The sequence below is a fragment of the Janthinobacterium sp. Ant5-2-1 genome (assembly GCF_001445815.1).
GTDB lineage: Bacteria > Pseudomonadota > Gammaproteobacteria > Burkholderiales > Burkholderiaceae_D > Janthinobacterium > Janthinobacterium lividum_E.
The window spans coordinates 39,322-54,303 of record NZ_LNCE01000166.1 but is presented as its reverse complement, the minus strand read 5'-3'; the positions used below and the strand labels follow the sequence as shown (position 1 = coordinate 54,303).

At 60.3% G+C, this 14,982-nt stretch carries 14 protein-coding genes and 1 other RNA gene; 9 read left to right on the top strand and 6 right to left on the bottom strand.

Annotated elements, in window-relative coordinates; translation table 11 throughout:
- Nucleotides 1-2,188 (bottom strand): DNA gyrase subunit A (gene gyrA, locus ASN89_RS27180; protein ID WP_058051406.1); only part of this gene is annotated, 2,188 nt, incomplete at its 3' end.
- A gap of 656 nt (nt 2,189-2,844) precedes the next feature.
- Here gyrA and ompA point away from each other — a divergent pair.
- The 5 genes from ompA (at nt 2,845) to ASN89_RS27160 (ending at nt 6,522) form a co-directional block, all read left to right on the top strand.
- On the top strand, nt 2,845-3,555 hold the full coding sequence (gene ompA / locus ASN89_RS27175; RefSeq protein ID WP_046682685.1) for an outer membrane protein OmpA: 711 nt from the start codon (nt 2,845-2,847) through the stop codon (nt 3,553-3,555).
- A 127-nt stretch (nt 3,556-3,682) separates the two neighbouring features.
- Nucleotides 3,683-4,378 carry a bifunctional 2-polyprenyl-6-hydroxyphenol methylase/3-demethylubiquinol 3-O-methyltransferase UbiG gene (gene ubiG, locus ASN89_RS27170; protein WP_046682686.1) on the top strand — a complete coding sequence of 232 codons (696 nt, stop codon included), beginning with the start codon at nt 3,683-3,685 and terminating at the stop codon, nt 4,376-4,378.
- A gap of 68 nt (nt 4,379-4,446) precedes the next feature.
- Nucleotides 4,447-5,151 (top strand): HAD family hydrolase, encoded by a 705-nt coding sequence (locus ASN89_RS27165; protein WP_058051405.1) that lies wholly within the window; start codon nt 4,447-4,449, stop codon nt 5,149-5,151.
- A 119-nt stretch (nt 5,152-5,270) separates the two neighbouring features.
- Nucleotides 5,271-5,631: a transfer-messenger RNA gene (ssrA, locus tag ASN89_RS28465) on the top strand.
- 369 nt (nt 5,632-6,000) lie between these two features.
- Complete coding sequence (locus ASN89_RS27160; protein WP_058051400.1) at nt 6,001-6,522, top strand: GNAT family N-acetyltransferase; 522 nt, start codon at nt 6,001-6,003, stop codon at nt 6,520-6,522.
- A gap of 183 nt (nt 6,523-6,705) precedes the next feature.
- On the opposite strand, the gene ASN89_RS29810 is transcribed toward ASN89_RS27160, so the two are convergent.
- The 3 genes from ASN89_RS29810 to ASN89_RS27145 all read right to left on the bottom strand — a co-directional run bounded on the left by ASN89_RS29810 (nt 6,706) and on the right by ASN89_RS27145 (nt 9,730).
- On the bottom strand, nt 6,706-7,155 hold the full coding sequence (locus ASN89_RS29810) for an HD domain-containing protein (RefSeq protein ID WP_058051399.1): 450 nt from the start codon (nt 7,153-7,155) through the stop codon (nt 6,706-6,708).
- A 2-nt stretch (nt 7,156-7,157) separates the two neighbouring features.
- On the bottom strand, nt 7,158-7,994 hold the full coding sequence (locus tag ASN89_RS27150) for a hypothetical protein (protein ID WP_152988719.1): 837 nt from the start codon (nt 7,992-7,994) through the stop codon (nt 7,158-7,160).
- A 134-nt stretch (nt 7,995-8,128) separates the two neighbouring features.
- Nucleotides 8,129-9,730, bottom strand: a complete 1,602-nt coding sequence (locus ASN89_RS27145) for a sensor domain-containing diguanylate cyclase (RefSeq protein WP_058051397.1) — start codon at nt 9,728-9,730, stop codon at nt 8,129-8,131.
- A 329-nt stretch (nt 9,731-10,059) separates the two neighbouring features.
- Here ASN89_RS27145 and ASN89_RS27140 point away from each other — a divergent pair, with 329 nt between their 5' ends.
- A complete protein-coding gene (locus ASN89_RS27140) occupies nt 10,060-11,214 on the top strand; it encodes a sensor histidine kinase (RefSeq protein ID WP_058051396.1) in 1,155 nt (384 codons plus the stop codon).
- Nucleotides 11,215-11,261: 47 nt separating this feature from the next.
- Here the strand turns inward: ASN89_RS27140 and ASN89_RS27135 are convergent, their stop codons facing one another.
- On the bottom strand, nt 11,262-11,504 hold the full coding sequence (locus tag ASN89_RS27135) for a hypothetical protein (RefSeq protein WP_034759639.1): 243 nt from the start codon (nt 11,502-11,504) through the stop codon (nt 11,262-11,264).
- Nucleotides 11,505-11,778: 274 nt separating this feature from the next.
- On the opposite strand from ASN89_RS27135, the gene ASN89_RS27125 reads away from it, so the two are divergent.
- The 3 genes from ASN89_RS27125 to ASN89_RS27115 all read left to right on the top strand — a co-directional run bounded on the left by ASN89_RS27125 (nt 11,779) and on the right by ASN89_RS27115 (nt 13,775).
- Complete coding sequence (locus ASN89_RS27125; RefSeq protein WP_034759643.1) at nt 11,779-12,528, top strand: hypothetical protein; 750 nt, start codon at nt 11,779-11,781, stop codon at nt 12,526-12,528.
- 5 nt (nt 12,529-12,533) lie between these two features.
- Entirely contained in the window at nt 12,534-12,776 is a 243-nt protein-coding gene (locus tag ASN89_RS27120) for a hypothetical protein (protein WP_058051394.1), read from the top strand.
- Between the two features lie 63 nt (nt 12,777-12,839).
- On the top strand, nt 12,840-13,775 hold the full coding sequence (locus tag ASN89_RS27115; protein WP_200969139.1) for an SMP-30/gluconolactonase/LRE family protein: 936 nt from the start codon (nt 12,840-12,842) through the stop codon (nt 13,773-13,775).
- A gap of 98 nt (nt 13,776-13,873) precedes the next feature.
- Here ASN89_RS27115 and ASN89_RS27110 read toward each other — a convergent pair whose 3' ends face one another.
- Nucleotides 13,874-14,941 carry an SDR family oxidoreductase gene (locus tag ASN89_RS27110; protein WP_058051393.1) on the bottom strand — a complete coding sequence of 356 codons (1,068 nt, stop codon included), beginning with the start codon at nt 14,939-14,941 and terminating at the stop codon, nt 13,874-13,876.
- Between the last annotated feature and the right edge of the window lie 41 nt (nt 14,942-14,982).

The following is a 14,982-nucleotide window of genomic DNA, read 5'->3' as shown; positions in this document are numbered from 1 at the left end:
GACGCACATCGTTTTCGTCGAAGCGCACTGCCTTGCCCGAATCGGAGAACAGCATCACGTCGTGCTGGCCGTCGGTCAGCGCCGCGCCGATCAGGAAGTCGCCGTCGTCCAGGTCGACCGCGATGATGCCGGCCTTGCGTGGATTGCTGAAGTCCTTCAGCGGCGTCTTTTTCACGGTACCGAGGCTGGTCGACATGAACACGTAATGGTCTTCCGGGAACGTGCGGTTCTCGCCCGACAGCGGCAGGATCACGGTGATCTTTTCGTTGTCCTGCAGCGGGAACATGTTGACGATCGGCTTGCCGCGCGAATTGCGCGAGCCTTGCGGCACTTCCCACACCTTCAGCCAGTACATGCGGCCACGATCCGAGAAGCACAGGATGTAGTCGTGCGTATTGGCGATGAACAGCTGGTCGATCCAGTCTTCCTCTTTCGTCGCCATCGCCTGCTTGCCGCGACCGCCGCGCTTCTGCGCACGGTATTCGGTGATCGGCTGGGCCTTCATGTAGCCGGTGTGCGACAGGGTCACGACCATGTCCTGCGGCGTGATCAGGTCTTCCGTTTCCAGGTCGGTGGCATTCAACTCGATCTGCGAGCGGCGTACGTCCTTGTTGCCGGCGCCGTATTCGTTCTTCGCCGCCGTCATTTCATCGGTGATGATGACGGTCACGCGCTCCGGCTTGGCCAGGATGTCGAGCAAATCGGCGATATGTTCCATCACGTCCTTGTACTCGTTGACGATCTTGTCCTGTTCCAGACCGGTCAGACGCTGCAGGCGCATCTGCAAAATTTCCTGCGCCTGGTCGTCCGACAGCTTGTACAGGCCATCCGTCTGCATGCCGTAGTGCTTCGGCAGGTTTTCCGGACGGTAAGCATCCACGCCGCCCGGCGTCGTGCCGTCGCCCGTGCGGGCCAGCATTTCGCGCACGACGGACGAATCCCAGGCCTTGGCCATCAGCTCGACCTTGGCGATCGGCGGCGTCGGCGCGGCCTTGATGATGGCGATGAAGTCATCGATGTTGGCCAGCGCAACGGCTAGGCCTTCGAGCACGTGGCCGCGTTCGCGCGCCTTGCGCAGTTCGAACACGGTACGGCGCGTGACCACTTCGCGGCGGTGCGACAGGAAGCATTGCAGCATCTGCTTGAGGTTCAGCAGCTTGGGCTGGCCATCGACCAGAGCCACCATGTTCATGCCGAAGGTGTCTTGCAACTGGGTCTGCTTGTACAGGTTGTTGAGCACCACTTCCGGCACTTCGCCCCGTTTCAGCTCGATCACCACGCGCATGCCCGACTTGTCGGATTCGTCGCGGATGTCGGAAATGCCGTCGAGCTTCTTGTCGCGCACGTTTTCAGCGATACGTTCCAGCAAGGATTTCTTGTTGACCTGGAATGGCAGCTCGTCGACGATGATGGCGATGCGGCCGCCATCCTTGCCGTATTCTTCGAAGTGGGTCTTGGCGCGCATGACGACGCGGCCGCGGCCCGTGCGGTAGCCGTCGCGCACGCCGGACACGCCATAGATGATGCCGGCCGTCGGGAAGTCCGGCGCCGGGATCAGCTCGATCAATTCATCGATCGTGCAATCGGGATTGCGCAGCACATGCAGCGCGCCGTCGATGACTTCGGTGATGTTGTGTGGCGGAATGTTCGTCGCCATGCCGACGGCGATACCGGACGAGCCATTGATCAGCAGGTTCGGGATACGCGTCGGCAAGACCGTCGGTTCCTTTTCCTTGCCGTCGTAGTTGGGCTGGAAGTCGACGGTATCCTTGTCGATATCGGCCAGCAGCTCGCTGGCGATCTTGTCCAGGCGGCACTCGGTGTAACGCATCGCCGCGGCGCCGTCGCCGTCGACGGAACCGAAGTTGCCCTGGCCATCGACGAGCATGTAGCGCAGCGAAAAATCCTGCGCCATGCGCACCAGCGTGTCGTAGATCGAGGCATCGCCGTGGGGATGGTATTTACCCATGGTTTCGCCGACCACGCGGGCGCACTTGACGTAAGGGCGGTTCCACACGTTATTCATTTCATGCATCGCGAACAAGACGCGGCGGTGCACTGGCTTCAAGCCATCGCGCGCATCGGGCAAGGCGCGACCGACGATCACGCTCATGGCGTAATCGAGGTAGCTCTTGCGCATCTCTTCTTCGAGGGAAATAGGAATTGTTTCTTTTGCGAATTGATCCATTGGCGGTTCGACTGATCTCAGGCTGTGGTTAACTTATCTGTTACGCAATGTATGACGCAATACTGCATATCCTGGGTGGCTGTCGGCGTGGACGCCGCGCCGCGCGCTGCTGGCGTGGCCCGGCTTCCATGTCGCAGAGTGCCTGAACAAATCGGCGGGCTGGCGGCGCGGCCAGTACGGGTACCGCAAGGGTACGTGCTGGCCATGCCGTGCCGCCGTGGGCATTTGCTCGACACTCTTAACAGTCAAGCGCACGATTTTAGCATGCGCGCCCAGCTACCTGTACAAATTGGCCATACCGGCAAGATTGGCAGTTTGCACCGGAGCCGTGCATGTTGCACTGTCGATAATGCACAATGGCAATGTCAGTTCAAGCCACCTGCCCTTAAAAGAGGCAAAAAAAGCGATCAATTGTTACAGACGCGTTACAAATGGGCATTTTCGTTGCGCAAAAACAACGCACGGTCTAAAATCGGGCAAGCTTTGATTTAACCACGGTCGTGTGCCCCTGATGCGTGTGGCAAAATGACTGGGAAGTTAATTGCTAGTTTCGCAATCTGAAACGAGCGCATATGGTCTACATGATAAAATCTTGGCACGTAGCACCAGTAGCGCAGTGTTGTTCTGCGGATATCACCCCCCGAAAGGAAAAAAGAATGAATAAATTTGTAACGCTGTTTTTCGCTGCATCCGCAGTGATTGCTGGCTCGGCTTCGGCCCAAACCCCAACCTCCCCACCATTCGCGCCAGTTACCACTGACATCAAAGCACCAAGCCCAAAAAGCGCTTACGTGCAAGATGCCCGCGGCGTGATCGTGCGTGACCCATTCGGCCTGTGCTGGCGTACCGGCTACTGGACACCTGCTGACGCAGTGCCAGGTTGCGACGTACCACTGTGCGTAGAGCCAGAAACCCTGCAAGACGGCAAATGCGTGGCTCCTCCAGCACCAGTCGTACCTGCTCCAGCACCAGCACCAGTCGTGCCAGTGCCAGTCGTAGTTGCTCCTACCTCGGAAAAAGTCAGCTTCGCTGCTGATGCATTCTTCGATTTCGACAAAGCTACGCTGAAGCCAGAAGGCAAAGCCAAGCTGGACGAGCTGGCCGCGCAACTGGGTGGCATCAACCTGGAAGTCATCATCGCTGTGGGTCACACCGACTCCGTCGGCACCGATGCTTACAACCAAAAACTGTCGGTACGTCGTGCTGATGCTGTCAAAGCCTACCTGGTCAACAAAGGCGTTGAAAGCAACCGCGTGTACACCGAAGGCAAAGGCGAAAAACAACCTGTTGCTGATAACAAAACTGCCGAAGGCCGTGCGAAAAACCGTCGCGTGGAAATCGAAGTTGTTGGTACCCGCAACAAGTAATTGCTGAACCTCTGGACTTGCCGCAAGTCATCGCGCAAGTCAAGAACAGCATGAAAAACCCCGCTACGGCGGGGTTTTTTTTCGTCCGTGGCTGCCCAATTGTAAAATTGCCGCTATTATTCGACCTATGAACGCCGACCCTCTCGAAATCCAAAAATTCAGTGAGCTGGCCCACCGCTGGTGGGACCCCACTTCCGAGTTTCGTCCCCTGCACGAAATTAACCCCCTGCGCCTGGAATGGATCAACGCGAAAGTGCCGCTGACCGGCAAGCGCGTGATCGACATCGGCTGCGGCGGCGGCATCCTGGCCGAATCGATGGCCCGCAAAGGCGCCGACGTGACGGGCATCGACCTGTCAGAGAAGGCACTAAAAGTTGCCGACCTGCACAGCCTGGAATCGGGCGCCAAAGTACGCTACAAGCTGATCGCCGCCGAAGCCATGGCAGAGGAAGAGCCGGGCCAGTACGACGTCGTGACGTGCATGGAAATGCTCGAGCACGTGCCGGACCCCGCCGCCATCGTCAAGGCTTGCGCCGCGCTGGTCAAACCGGGCGGCCACGTCTTCCTGTCGACCCTGAACCGCAACCCGAAAGCGTATCTGTTCGCCATCCTGGGCGCCGAATACCTGTTGCGTCTGTTGCCGAAAGGCACGCACGACTACGACAAATTCATCACCCCGGCCGAACTGTCGCAATACTTGCGCAGCGCCGGCCTGGACGTCAACAGCATGCGCGGCATGGGCTACAATCCGCTGACCAAGATTTACTCACTTAATAGCGATACGAGCGTCAATTACCTGGTGGCCTGCACCCGGCCGCTGTAACCATCACGCACAATACAAGGCGGCTGCGGCCGCCATTTTTCATTCCCACTTGACACACTTTGCCCGCCATGATCACTGACCATCTGCCAGCCCCGCGCGCCATCCTGTTCGACCTCGACGGCACCCTGGCCGACACCGCGCCCGACCTGGCGGCGGCCATCAACCTGCTGCGCGCGCGCGCCGGCCTGGCGCCGACCCCGTATGAAGTGCTGCGCCCCACGGCCTCGGCCGGGGCACGCGGCATGATAGGCGCGTCGTATGGGATAGCTCCTGGCGAAAGCGGCTACGAAGCCCTGAAAGACGGCTTCCTGAACAATTACGAAGCGGCCCTGGCAGTGGAAAGCCGCTTGTTCGACGGCATCCCCGCCATGCTGGACGGCCTGCAAGCTCTTGGTCTGGCCTGGGGCGTGGTCACCAACAAGGCCGCCCGCTTCACCGCCCCGCTGGTCGGCCAGATCGGCCTGGGCGCCGCCGGCTGCGTGATCTCGGGCGACACCATGCCCCACCCGAAACCGCATCCCGCCCCCCTGCTGGAAGCGGCCCGCCGCCTGGATCTGGCGCCGGAAGACTGCTGGTACGTGGGCGACGACCTGCGCGACATCCAGGCCGGCCGCGCCGCCGGCATGCGCACGGTCGCCTGCGCCTGGGGGTATTGCGGCGCCGTCGAACCGCAGCACTGGAACGCCGACCATTTGCTCGATACGCCACTGGCCTTGCTGGAGCTGGTGACCGGCGTGGTGAAGGCGGCGCAGGAGCGGCAGTTGGCGGCTTGAGACGCATTACTTTTCGCAGCGGAAAGCTGGGGTCTGACCCGGCGGGTCAGACCCCTTACGTCAATGGCGCGAATGCATCATGCAAGAGTGGGCAGATTGCGCTACAATGAAGGTTCTGTGGGGACGACCTGGTTTCGACGTGGGTTGCAAAGCAGCGCAGGGCATACCGAGGGCGGGCTACCTCGTAAATACAACCTGAAAAAACTTAACTGCAAACGATAACTCGTACGCACTGGCAGCTTAATCGCTGTTAGCTCTAGAACACCTCGTCCCTGGGGTGGGCCGTCAAAAGCTCTAGAGTCATTTACAGGGACTCGTCGTATGCTGGGTTACTTAGCGTCCGACTAAATAATAGGTAACTCGCTTGCCCATAACGTGCACATCCGTGCTGGCTGAGTTAAATTAAATGATAGTGCTAAGTATGTAGAACTGTCTGTGGAGTGCTTGCGGACGCGGGTTCGATTCCCGCCGTCTCCACCACCGAATAAATAAAAAGGGCTTCCCCGTTTTGGCGGGGAGGCCCTTTTTATTTATTCCATGCATGCAGAGCGCGTGCGTCGCATCCGCGTCCGGTACGGGCGCGGGGGTTTTGCGGGACTTCGGCGAGCGCAGCTCGGCGCCGCAAAACCGGGTTGCGCTTGCAAGCGCAACCCTCTCCGATTCTTCTGACTAGCTTTGCGCCGCAGGCGGTTTTTCCTAACGACAACATCAGCCGCTCAGGTCGTGTACGAATGGCGGATCGGACTTCTCGTTCCGCTGTTCACCGCACGACTCCGCCCACAGAGTCCCAACAGAATGATGCAATTTACAATATCATTGCATCTCCATTTCTGATCAAACCGAAAGAATATGATTAATATCCGTGAAGCTGAAATCGCAGACCTGCGCGCTCTACAGGAAATAGGCTGCCAGACCTACCGTGAGCATTTTTCGGATATTTGGTCCGCTACCGGAATATCAGATTTCCTGGACCAAGATTTTTCTTCCAGCACGCTTGAAAATTCGCTGACTTCATTGAAACAAGTCTGGCTTGTCGCTTCCGACGAAAGCGGGAAAGTCGTCGGTTTCGCCAAGGTCAACTTGTCGAAACCGGCGCCTATCAGCGGCGAAGTGGGCCTGGAGCTGCAGAAGATATACTTCCTCAAATCCGAGGCTGGACGCGGTTATGGAAAGCAGCTCTTGAGCTACATTCATGATCTGGCGGTGGAGCGCAGGGAGAGATTGATATGGTTAGATGTGCTCAAAACCAACTTAAATGCTCGCCGCTTCTACGCGAAACAGGGTTTTCAAGAGCGCGGCGAAATCCCCTTCCAAACAGACAAAGTTGCTATTGGAATGGTGGTGATGGTATGCCTGCTTCCAATGGCGTGACGCCTCAGCTCGCGTTCACTGCGTACCGCTATGAGCATCAACAAACCCGCGCGCAGGAAAAGAGAAGTATCGGCGGCCGGGATCAGTTTCGCCATTTGCACAAGACCTCAACCTTGTACCAACATCTTCACAAGTGCGCCGAGGTTAAATCCAACATTCGAACACGATCTCGGCACACAAGAATCATTGCTGCGACATAAGTTGCTGAATCGCCCGCCGATACTTCCCCACCCTCTCCAAATCCTTCTCCGTCGGCATCTCTATCCTCGACAAATCGCTATTCTCAGCCAGATCCGCCAGCTTGACGGCCTTGCCCACCGGATTCAATGCCGCGCGGGCGATAAACGCTTCATACGACTCGCCTTCTATCTTGCTCACGGCGCGCACGCCGTCGATGACTTCCTGGGAAAATCCTTCACTCGCGAGGTCGTCGAAGGTGACTTTGCCATCGCTGTCTTCCACCACGTCATGCAGCACGGCGACAATCTGCTGGGCGCCGGGGGCGACGCGCAGCATGACGCGCAAAGGGTGCAATATGTATGGCGCGCCGCCCTTGTCCGTCTGGCCGGCATGGGTGGCGGCGGCGATTTCAATAGCGCGCTCGAGGGTGCCGCGTCTTGCGTGTTCACTCATGTTCACTCCACTTTGATTAATGCATGCGTTGCGCGCCAGCCGCGGCGCTGCAAATGGCAAACGCTGGTGCACAGCACGGCTGGCAACAGTAAATTGAGGACCGGGACGAGCATCAGCAAGCACAGCAGCAGGCCCAGAGCAAAAATCGCCGGGCGCTGTTCGCGGCGCAACGCCGCTTGCTGTTCCGCGCCGAGCACCTCTTCGGCCGCCGCGCCGTAGACCATCTGGATGTTCCAGGCCAGCAAGTACGAGATCAGCACGCACATGGCCCACACGGGAATCAAGAGGGAAAGCAGCAGCAACAGACGCCGCCGCCAGGCGGGGCGCGCGGAGGATGCATCCAGGCCGGCCGGAGGCTGCCACGCTACATAGCGTCGCGCCGCCACCGCCTTGGCGCGCTCCAGCAGCCAGCGCAGCGGCAGGCGCGCCGTGCCGATGGTGCCGACGATAAAGACCATCACATAGAAAAAAGCAGCCAGCGCCAGCAACGCCAGGGCAATCTGGCCGATCGACAGCATGGCCTTGGCGGCGCTGCCCAGGCCGCCGGCGATATTGCCCATCTGCGACACGGTGGCCGGCCCGCTGGCCAGTGTCCCGACGCCATCCATCACGCCCAGGCCCAGCAAGCCGGTGACGGACACCAGCGCCAGCATGGCGCTCAGCTCGACAAAAAAACGGCCGAAGTAACCATACAGTCCCAGCCACAGCGCCACGACCGCCATGCACCACAGCGCGGAGCGCCACCACAGGCCCGCATGACGCGCATCGCGCAGCCCCAGGCCGACGCATGTGAAGGCTTCCCGCCAGGCCAGCAGCCAGGTTTGCAATGTTTGTGTCACGCTTGAACGTACTCCGCAATGAAGGGGCGGATACGTCGATCCGAATGTTGCCGATTGTACATGGACAGGGCTGGCGCACGCGCCACCGAGGACGCAGCCCAAAGCCGCCCCGGCTCATGCACCGTCAACAACGGCTATCGAAACGCAAGAGCAGTGGCGGCCTGCTCGGCACTTTTGCCAGAAGACTCATAACAAACCTGATTTCTCCCCGATGCCTTGGCCTTGTACAGTGCCCTATCAGCAAGCTCAACCAACTCGACCGGCAGGTTTTCCCGGTGCATCGGCATAAAAGCCGCCACGCCGACGCTGGCCGTCACTACGCCGAGAGGATTGCCACTATGCTCGATTCCCAGCGATTGCACGGCCTGGCGAACGCCTTCCGCCACCGCCAATGCGCCCTGCATATCCGTACCGGGCAATAAAACGACCATTTCCTCGCCGCCGTAGCGCGCCGCAAGGTCGCCCGGCCTGCGCATGCTGTAGCCGACCACTTTGCCGATTTTTCTCAGGCACTCGTCGCCGGCCACATGGCCATAGATATCGTTGTATTGCTTGAAGAAGTCGACGTCGATCAACACCAGCCCAAGCGAGCTGTCCTCACGCTGAGCACGGCTGAACTCGGCAAGCAGCGACTGGTCGAAGTGGCGCCGGTTCGCCAGCCCCGTCAACCCATCCTGATTGGCAAGGCGGGCCAGGGTTTCATTGATCATTTCCAGTTCATTGCGCGCCTCGACCAGTCCCGCCTCGCTCTTGACCCGCAAATCGATCTGCCGCACCACGCGGTATCCGATGAACGCGATCAGCAATACCAGCACGCCCCCCACCGCATTTTGCATCACCGCATCGACACGCCACGCAGCGAGCACTTCATCCTGCGACAACGCGGCGGAGACCACCAGCGGGTATTCCTCGACTCTACGATAGCTATTGATACGCGTCACGCCATCGACTCGCGACTTGATCACAGCCGTGCCAACGGGACTTTTGGGCAAATAATCATGAAATAAGGGAAACTGCGAAAGATCGCGTCCCAGTAAACTTTCGTCGAACGGCCGTCTCAATAACAGAATACCGTTTCCATTTGCAATGAAAATGGCGCCTTTTTTTCCTATCGAAAAGCGTTCATAAAACACCCTGAAATAATTCATATCGATGGTCGCCAGCGCCACGCCGCCGAAACTGCCGTCAGGCATATTGATACGCCGCGACACGGTGACGATCCAATGTCCCGTCGATTTGCTGCGCACGGGAGGCCCGACATAGGGGCCTCGGTCTGCATGCGTTCGATGGTAGTTGAAGTAATCGCGATCGGAATTATTCAAATTGCTCAACAGCGTTTGCTGCGAGTTCACCAGCCAGCTGCCATCCCTGGCATAGATGAAGATGCCGTGCAACTGGCGCAGCTCGGCGACACGCGTGACCAGCAACTTGTGCATGCGGGCCAGTTCAGGATCGGAAACACCGTCTGTTTGCACCCGCTCCACCAGTCCGACCAGCACCGTATCGGCTTCCTTGATGGTGTCATAGGCATGCTGCGCCACAGATTGCGCCAGATTGGCGCTTTCGCGCCCCGCTTCATCGAGTTGCACTTCGCGGGCGCGCAAGGTCATCCATAGCTGGATCGCCAGCAGCGACAGGCATACCAGCACGACAAATGAAATGGCCAGCGGCAGCAGGGAAAAGCCACGGAAGCGTGCTCCCAGCAATCGTGGCGGCAAGCTGCGTGACCTGGTCATGGCGGCACTCCCGGATTTATATCCGGCAAAGTGTGCACCAAATAGGCGGCAACATACTCACACATCGTCACAAACACGATATAAAAAAGTCACTACCATGGCATCGATGAATCCGATTCATGCTTGCCATTGTTTGCGATACCGTAATTCCAGCCGCCTGCACAACATGAACGCAAGATTTCTTTCATGGTCAAGGGGCCGTTGGCAAGGACATGTTTGACGCCATGGCGCCGGGTTACACGTAGATAACACCGGCACAGGGAAGCAATCCCCCATCCCCGCCTCAACAGCGTACACTGGCTCTTCTTCCATCAACGCATTGGTCCTCCGTGAAACTATCGCGCTTTATTACCGGCCATCTGGAGCCGATCCTGGAAGAGTGGGAACTCTTCGCCAGGTCGCTGCCCATTCCGGGAGCCGCCATCTCGAAAGTGGAATTGCGCGATCATGCCAAGCAGATGCTGCAAACCATCGTGCGCGACATGGACGTCATCGAGAACGCGGCGCAGCGAAAAAAGAAATCGACCACGGGCGTATCGGAAATAACGGGCAAGGAAACAGCAGCCGCCACGCATGGCTCGCTGCGCCAGCAGATCGGCTTCACGCTGCCGCAGCTGACGGCGGAATTTCGCGCGATGCGGGCCAGCGTGCTGCGCCTGTGGATGGCACAGGTGCCGGTAACATCGAAAACGGCAACGGACGACATCCTGCGCTTCAATGAAGCGATAGACCAGGCGCTGCAGGAATCAGCCATACGCTACTCGCAGCAGAGCGACCGCACCCGCAATACCTTTCTCGCCATCCTCAGCCACGATCTGCGCAGTCCGCTGAGCACGATGACGATGGCCGGTGCTCTGCTGAGCAGGCCGAGCGCGACCTCCGCTTCCACGGTGCAGCTCGGTGCGCGGGTTGCCCGCAGCGCGGCCACCATGACAACCATGGTGAACGATCTGCTGGAGTTCGCCAGGACGCAGCTGGGGGGACACATGCCCATTTCACCCGCCTTGGGCGACCTGGGGGAAATCTGCAAGACGGCCGTCGAGGATGCATCGGCCGCTCACCCGCAATGCAAGTTTGAACTGAGCACCACGGGCGAGATGATTGGCGACTTCGATGCGGCCCGCCTGTCCCAGCTTTTTTCCAATTTGCTCAACAATGCCGCGCAATACCGCACCGACGACCAGCCGGTGACCATCACGGCTTGCGGCGATGCCGATACGACCGTGGTGCAAGTGAAGAATTTCGGCCGCCAGATCCCGGAAGCGTCGCTGAAAAGCATTTTCGATCCGCTGGTCCAGCTGGCCATTTCCGACGATCACAAGGCGCCCAATGCCACCAGCATCGGCCTGGGTCTGTTTATCGCGCGTGAGATCGCCAGCGCGCACGGCGGCACCATCGGCGCCGAGTCCAGCCTGGAAAGCGGCACGATATTTACCGTGCGCCTGCCCAGGGTATCGCTGAACGACAGAGGGAACGGCGGCTAGGGACTATCCCGGCAGATATCTGGATCCCCTGCCGGGACAGGCTCGCCCTACCTGCGGTTGAGCGGCACATATTCCCCCGGCAAGCTGGCCGCTTCCAGCGCATCGGCAAAGGCCAGCAGAAATTTCGCCGGGCCATGCTCGGACACGAGCAGGGAGGCGCCCTTGTGGCGCAGCAGTTTCAGCACTTCCTGCTGGTGCGCCTGGTACTCGCTGGAGTGGCCGTAAAACGTTTGATACATCTCCAGCGTTTCCATGGCCTTGGCGGCCAGGATGAATTCGGGTTTGTCCATGATGTCTCCTCGTTGTCACTACTGCCAAAACCACGAAAAAAACCTGCAAGAGGTACGGCCGGCGCCGGTCGCACTGCCTTGCGGCAACCACATCCGTATTTCCATCATACGCCTCAACCCGGCCATTGCGCTGTCCTGTCGCGCATCTTTTTCCACCTCGCCCGCGCGGCACCGCCACCATGCATCCATGGCCAGCACCATTCCTCGCGTGCGCGCTAGGCACAGGGGGGCCGCGCATGGCATCATGCGCGTTGCCCATTTACTCTGACGACACATGGATCAATATCACTTCCTGGTAGGCGAATTCAAGAAAGATAGCCCCTTCATCGCCGCCGCGGCAAGCGCGCAGCTGTTTGCCTGGTTCGCACACATCGGCGAACCCGTCGAGCGCTATGGCAACAAGCGCGGCAAGGTCGTCAAATTCTCACAGCGAAATTACGAGAAGATGCTGTTTGCGCCAGAGACCGACAGCATCGAGCTGTTTTCACCGCGCATCGTGCCGCCCGACGAAGCCGACGAGACCACCAACTGCGACGCGCTTGTCGTGTATTCATCGGGCTCGTTGTTCGTGCTGGCCATACGCGCCAGCAAGCTTGCGCTGGCGCCGTTGTTCGACGCTGCGCGGGCCATACCCGGTCTGTTCGAGCATTGCGAGTATATGTACTGCTACGCTGAAACGCAGGGCTATGGCACCGGCTACGCACTCGGCTACCGGCAGCTCGACGAGGCCCATCCGATGACCTTTGGCATTCCTTGCCCCGCAAATAACTGGGCCGCCATCAAGCGGCGCGGACTGCAAGACTCGCACCTGCGCGATGTATATCCCATCAATGGTTTTACGCAAGCCCGACTGGATGCGCTGCCGCCCGAGCGCCGACAAGCCCTGCGCGACGCAATGCAGGCGTATGGCCGCTGCGAAGAGCATGCCGACTGGATCTTCTGGTACCTGCAGCCAGGGGAATTGGAAGCGGCCCGCGCCGCACTGAACGCACACACCATGCTGGGCGCCTATATCAACAACTGACACCCATGAGTACACATTTATCGCTGCACTGCTATCTGCAAGACGAGGCCGCAGAACGTCCCAAACGCTGCTCCGACGTGACCATCCACGCCGACCCGGCCACCCTGCGCGCCATCGCCCGCTTCCTGCTGGCCAGCGCGGACACCTTCGATCAGGCGCAAGAGCGCGCCGGCATGCACGCGCATCTGCAAGACGAGTGGGACGGCTGGCAGGACGACTTCCCCGACCTCGTCGTCGTGGCGGCCTAGCCAGGCGCCCCGGCTGGCGCGCGTCGGGTAACATACGCCACCTTTGCCATACAGAGAACACCGATGCACCAATCCCGATATGCCCTGCCGTCGCTGCGCACGGCCGTAATGGCCGCCGCGCTGGCCAGCCTGTCCGCCTGCGCCAGCCAGCCCGCGCACGAGGCGCTGTTCCTCGCCACCACGCTCACGCCCGCGCACTCCTTTACAAAAGGCATCGAAGGCCCGGCCGTGGATGCGGATGGCAATATCTATGCCGTCAACTTTGCGCGCCAGCAAACCATTGGCAAGGTCAGCCCCGGCGGCGCCGGCGAGGTGTACCTGACGCTGCCCGGCACCAGCATCGCCAACGGCATCCGCTTCGGCAGCCGCGGGCAGATGTATTTGGCCGACTACATGGAACACACGATCTACGTGGTCGACCCGGCCACGCGCGCGCTCACCATCCACGCGCGCGAGCCGCGCATGACGCAGCCGAACGACATCGCCATCACGGCCGATGACGTGCTGTATGCGAGCGACCCGAACTGGAAGGAAAACACGGGCCGCGTGTGGCGCATCGCGACCGACGGCACGGTGACCCTGGCGCTCGACACCATGGGCACGGCCAACGGCATCGAGGTCAGCCCCGACGGCAAGATCTTGTATGTGAATGAAAGCGTGCAGCGCAATATCTGGATGTACGACATCGCCGCGGACGGCAGCCTGAGCGGCAAGCGATTGCTGATCAAGTTCGACGATTTCGGCATGGACGGCATGCGCGTGGACGTCGACGGCAACCTGTACGTAACGCGCTACGGCAAGGGCACAGTGGTCAAATTGTCGCCGCAAGGGCGCATCCTGCGCGAAATCAGCGTACCCGGCGCCAAGCCCAGCAACATCACCTTCGGCGGCCCCGATGGCCGCACGGCCTACGTGACGGAAGTGGTGCAGGGACGGCTGCTGCAGTTCCGCGTCGACCGCCCGGGCCTGGAATGGCAGCGGGCGCAAGAGCGGCGCTAGCCCGAATAGCATGTGGGGATGTCGGCTTACCACAATGGCCCGGTAGGTCGGCTTAGCCGGAACGGCGTAAGCCGACAACACGGTTGGCCGCAACCGGGTCAACGGGGAATGACGCGCTCCGCCTTCAGCTTGTCGAACAGATTGAAGAAGGCATCCTGCGTATTCTGGTAATCGAGGAAGCCCGCCTTGCGGCTCTTGCCCATGTCCGTCATCACTTCCATCGGCCGCCCCAGGTCCGCATCCGTATGCCACCAGGAGGCGAGGCGGCCGACGTCAGCCTCCACCAGGCCGTGCTGCTCGGCGATGGAGCGCCATTGCTCGGGCGCGTCCTGCATGCGGTCGGCCAGCGGCGCCATAACCTCCGGCAGATCGGCCGCCTCGACGCCGAAGTAGGCGGCCAGGCGCGGCCACAGCCACTTCCAGCGGAACACGTCGCCGTTGACGATATTGAAGTCTTCGTTGCGCGCGGCGGGACTGTCGGCCGCCCACGCCAGGTGGCGTGCGATCTGCCCCCCGTCCGTCATGTCGGAGAGGCCGTGCCATTGCGCGGGCGAACCCGGAAAGACGAAGGGCTGGCCGCTGGCCTTGCACAGATTCGCATACACGGCCAGGGTCAGGCCCATGTTCATGGCATTGCCCAGCGCGTAGCCGATGATGGTGTGCGGGCGGTGCACGCTCCACGTAAAACCATACCGCGCGGCCGCGTCGAACAGCCGGTCTTCCTGCTCATAGTAAAAATTCTCGACCGCTTGCCGGCCCTGCTCTTCGCGGAACGGCGTGACGGGCACGCTGCCCTTGCCATAGGCATCGAACGGTCCCAGGTAGTGTTTGAGGCCAGTGACCAGCGCCGCATGGCGCAAGTGGCTGGTGGAGCCCAGCGCGGCCAGCACATTGGCGACCATGGCGCCATTGACGCGGATGTTTTCCCGCTCGTTTTCCTGGCGTGCCCAGGCCGTGAAGAAGACATGGCTGGCGTCCAGGCCAGCTAGCGCGGCGGCGACGGCAGCGCCATCCGTCGCGTCGAGCGGCAGGGCCGCGCAGCCTGCGGGAACCGGCGTGCGGCCGCGCGAGACGCCCGTCACCTGCCAGCCCTGCGCCAGCAAATGCGTGGCCAGATTGCTGCCGATAACGCCGCTGGCGCCGATAATCAATGCGTGCTTGTTCATGGATGCTCCAGTGCCTGTGTAAAAAGCCATGATATAGCGGA

What these genes read in the sequence shown, in the direction of transcription:
- ASN89_RS27120 (WP_058051394.1), top strand. Translation starts at nt 12,534, where the DNA reads ATGAGTACACATTTATCGCTGCACTGCTATCTGCAAGACGAGGCCGCA.
- ASN89_RS27135 (WP_034759639.1), bottom strand. Translation starts at nt 11,504, where the DNA reads ATGGACAAACCCGAATTCATCCTGGCCGCCAAGGCCATGGAAACGCTG.
- ASN89_RS27110 (WP_058051393.1), bottom strand. Translation starts at nt 14,941, where the DNA reads ATGAACAAGCACGCATTGATTATCGGCGCCAGCGGCGTTATCGGCAGC.
- ubiG (WP_046682686.1), top strand. Translation starts at nt 3,683, where the DNA reads ATGAACGCCGACCCTCTCGAAATCCAAAAATTCAGTGAGCTGGCCCAC.
- ASN89_RS27165 (WP_058051405.1), top strand. Translation starts at nt 4,447, where the DNA reads ATGATCACTGACCATCTGCCAGCCCCGCGCGCCATCCTGTTCGACCTC.
- ASN89_RS27115 (WP_200969139.1), top strand. Translation starts at nt 12,840, where the DNA reads ATGCACCAATCCCGATATGCCCTGCCGTCGCTGCGCACGGCCGTAATG.
- ASN89_RS27145 (WP_058051397.1), bottom strand. Translation starts at nt 9,730, where the DNA reads ATGACCAGGTCACGCAGCTTGCCGCCACGATTGCTGGGAGCACGCTTC.
- ASN89_RS27125 (WP_034759643.1), top strand. Translation starts at nt 11,779, where the DNA reads ATGGATCAATATCACTTCCTGGTAGGCGAATTCAAGAAAGATAGCCCC.
- ASN89_RS27160 (WP_058051400.1), top strand. Translation starts at nt 6,001, where the DNA reads ATGATTAATATCCGTGAAGCTGAAATCGCAGACCTGCGCGCTCTACAG.
- ASN89_RS29810 (WP_058051399.1), bottom strand. Translation starts at nt 7,155, where the DNA reads ATGAGTGAACACGCAAGACGCGGCACCCTCGAGCGCGCTATTGAAATC.
- ompA (WP_046682685.1), top strand. Translation starts at nt 2,845, where the DNA reads ATGAATAAATTTGTAACGCTGTTTTTCGCTGCATCCGCAGTGATTGCT.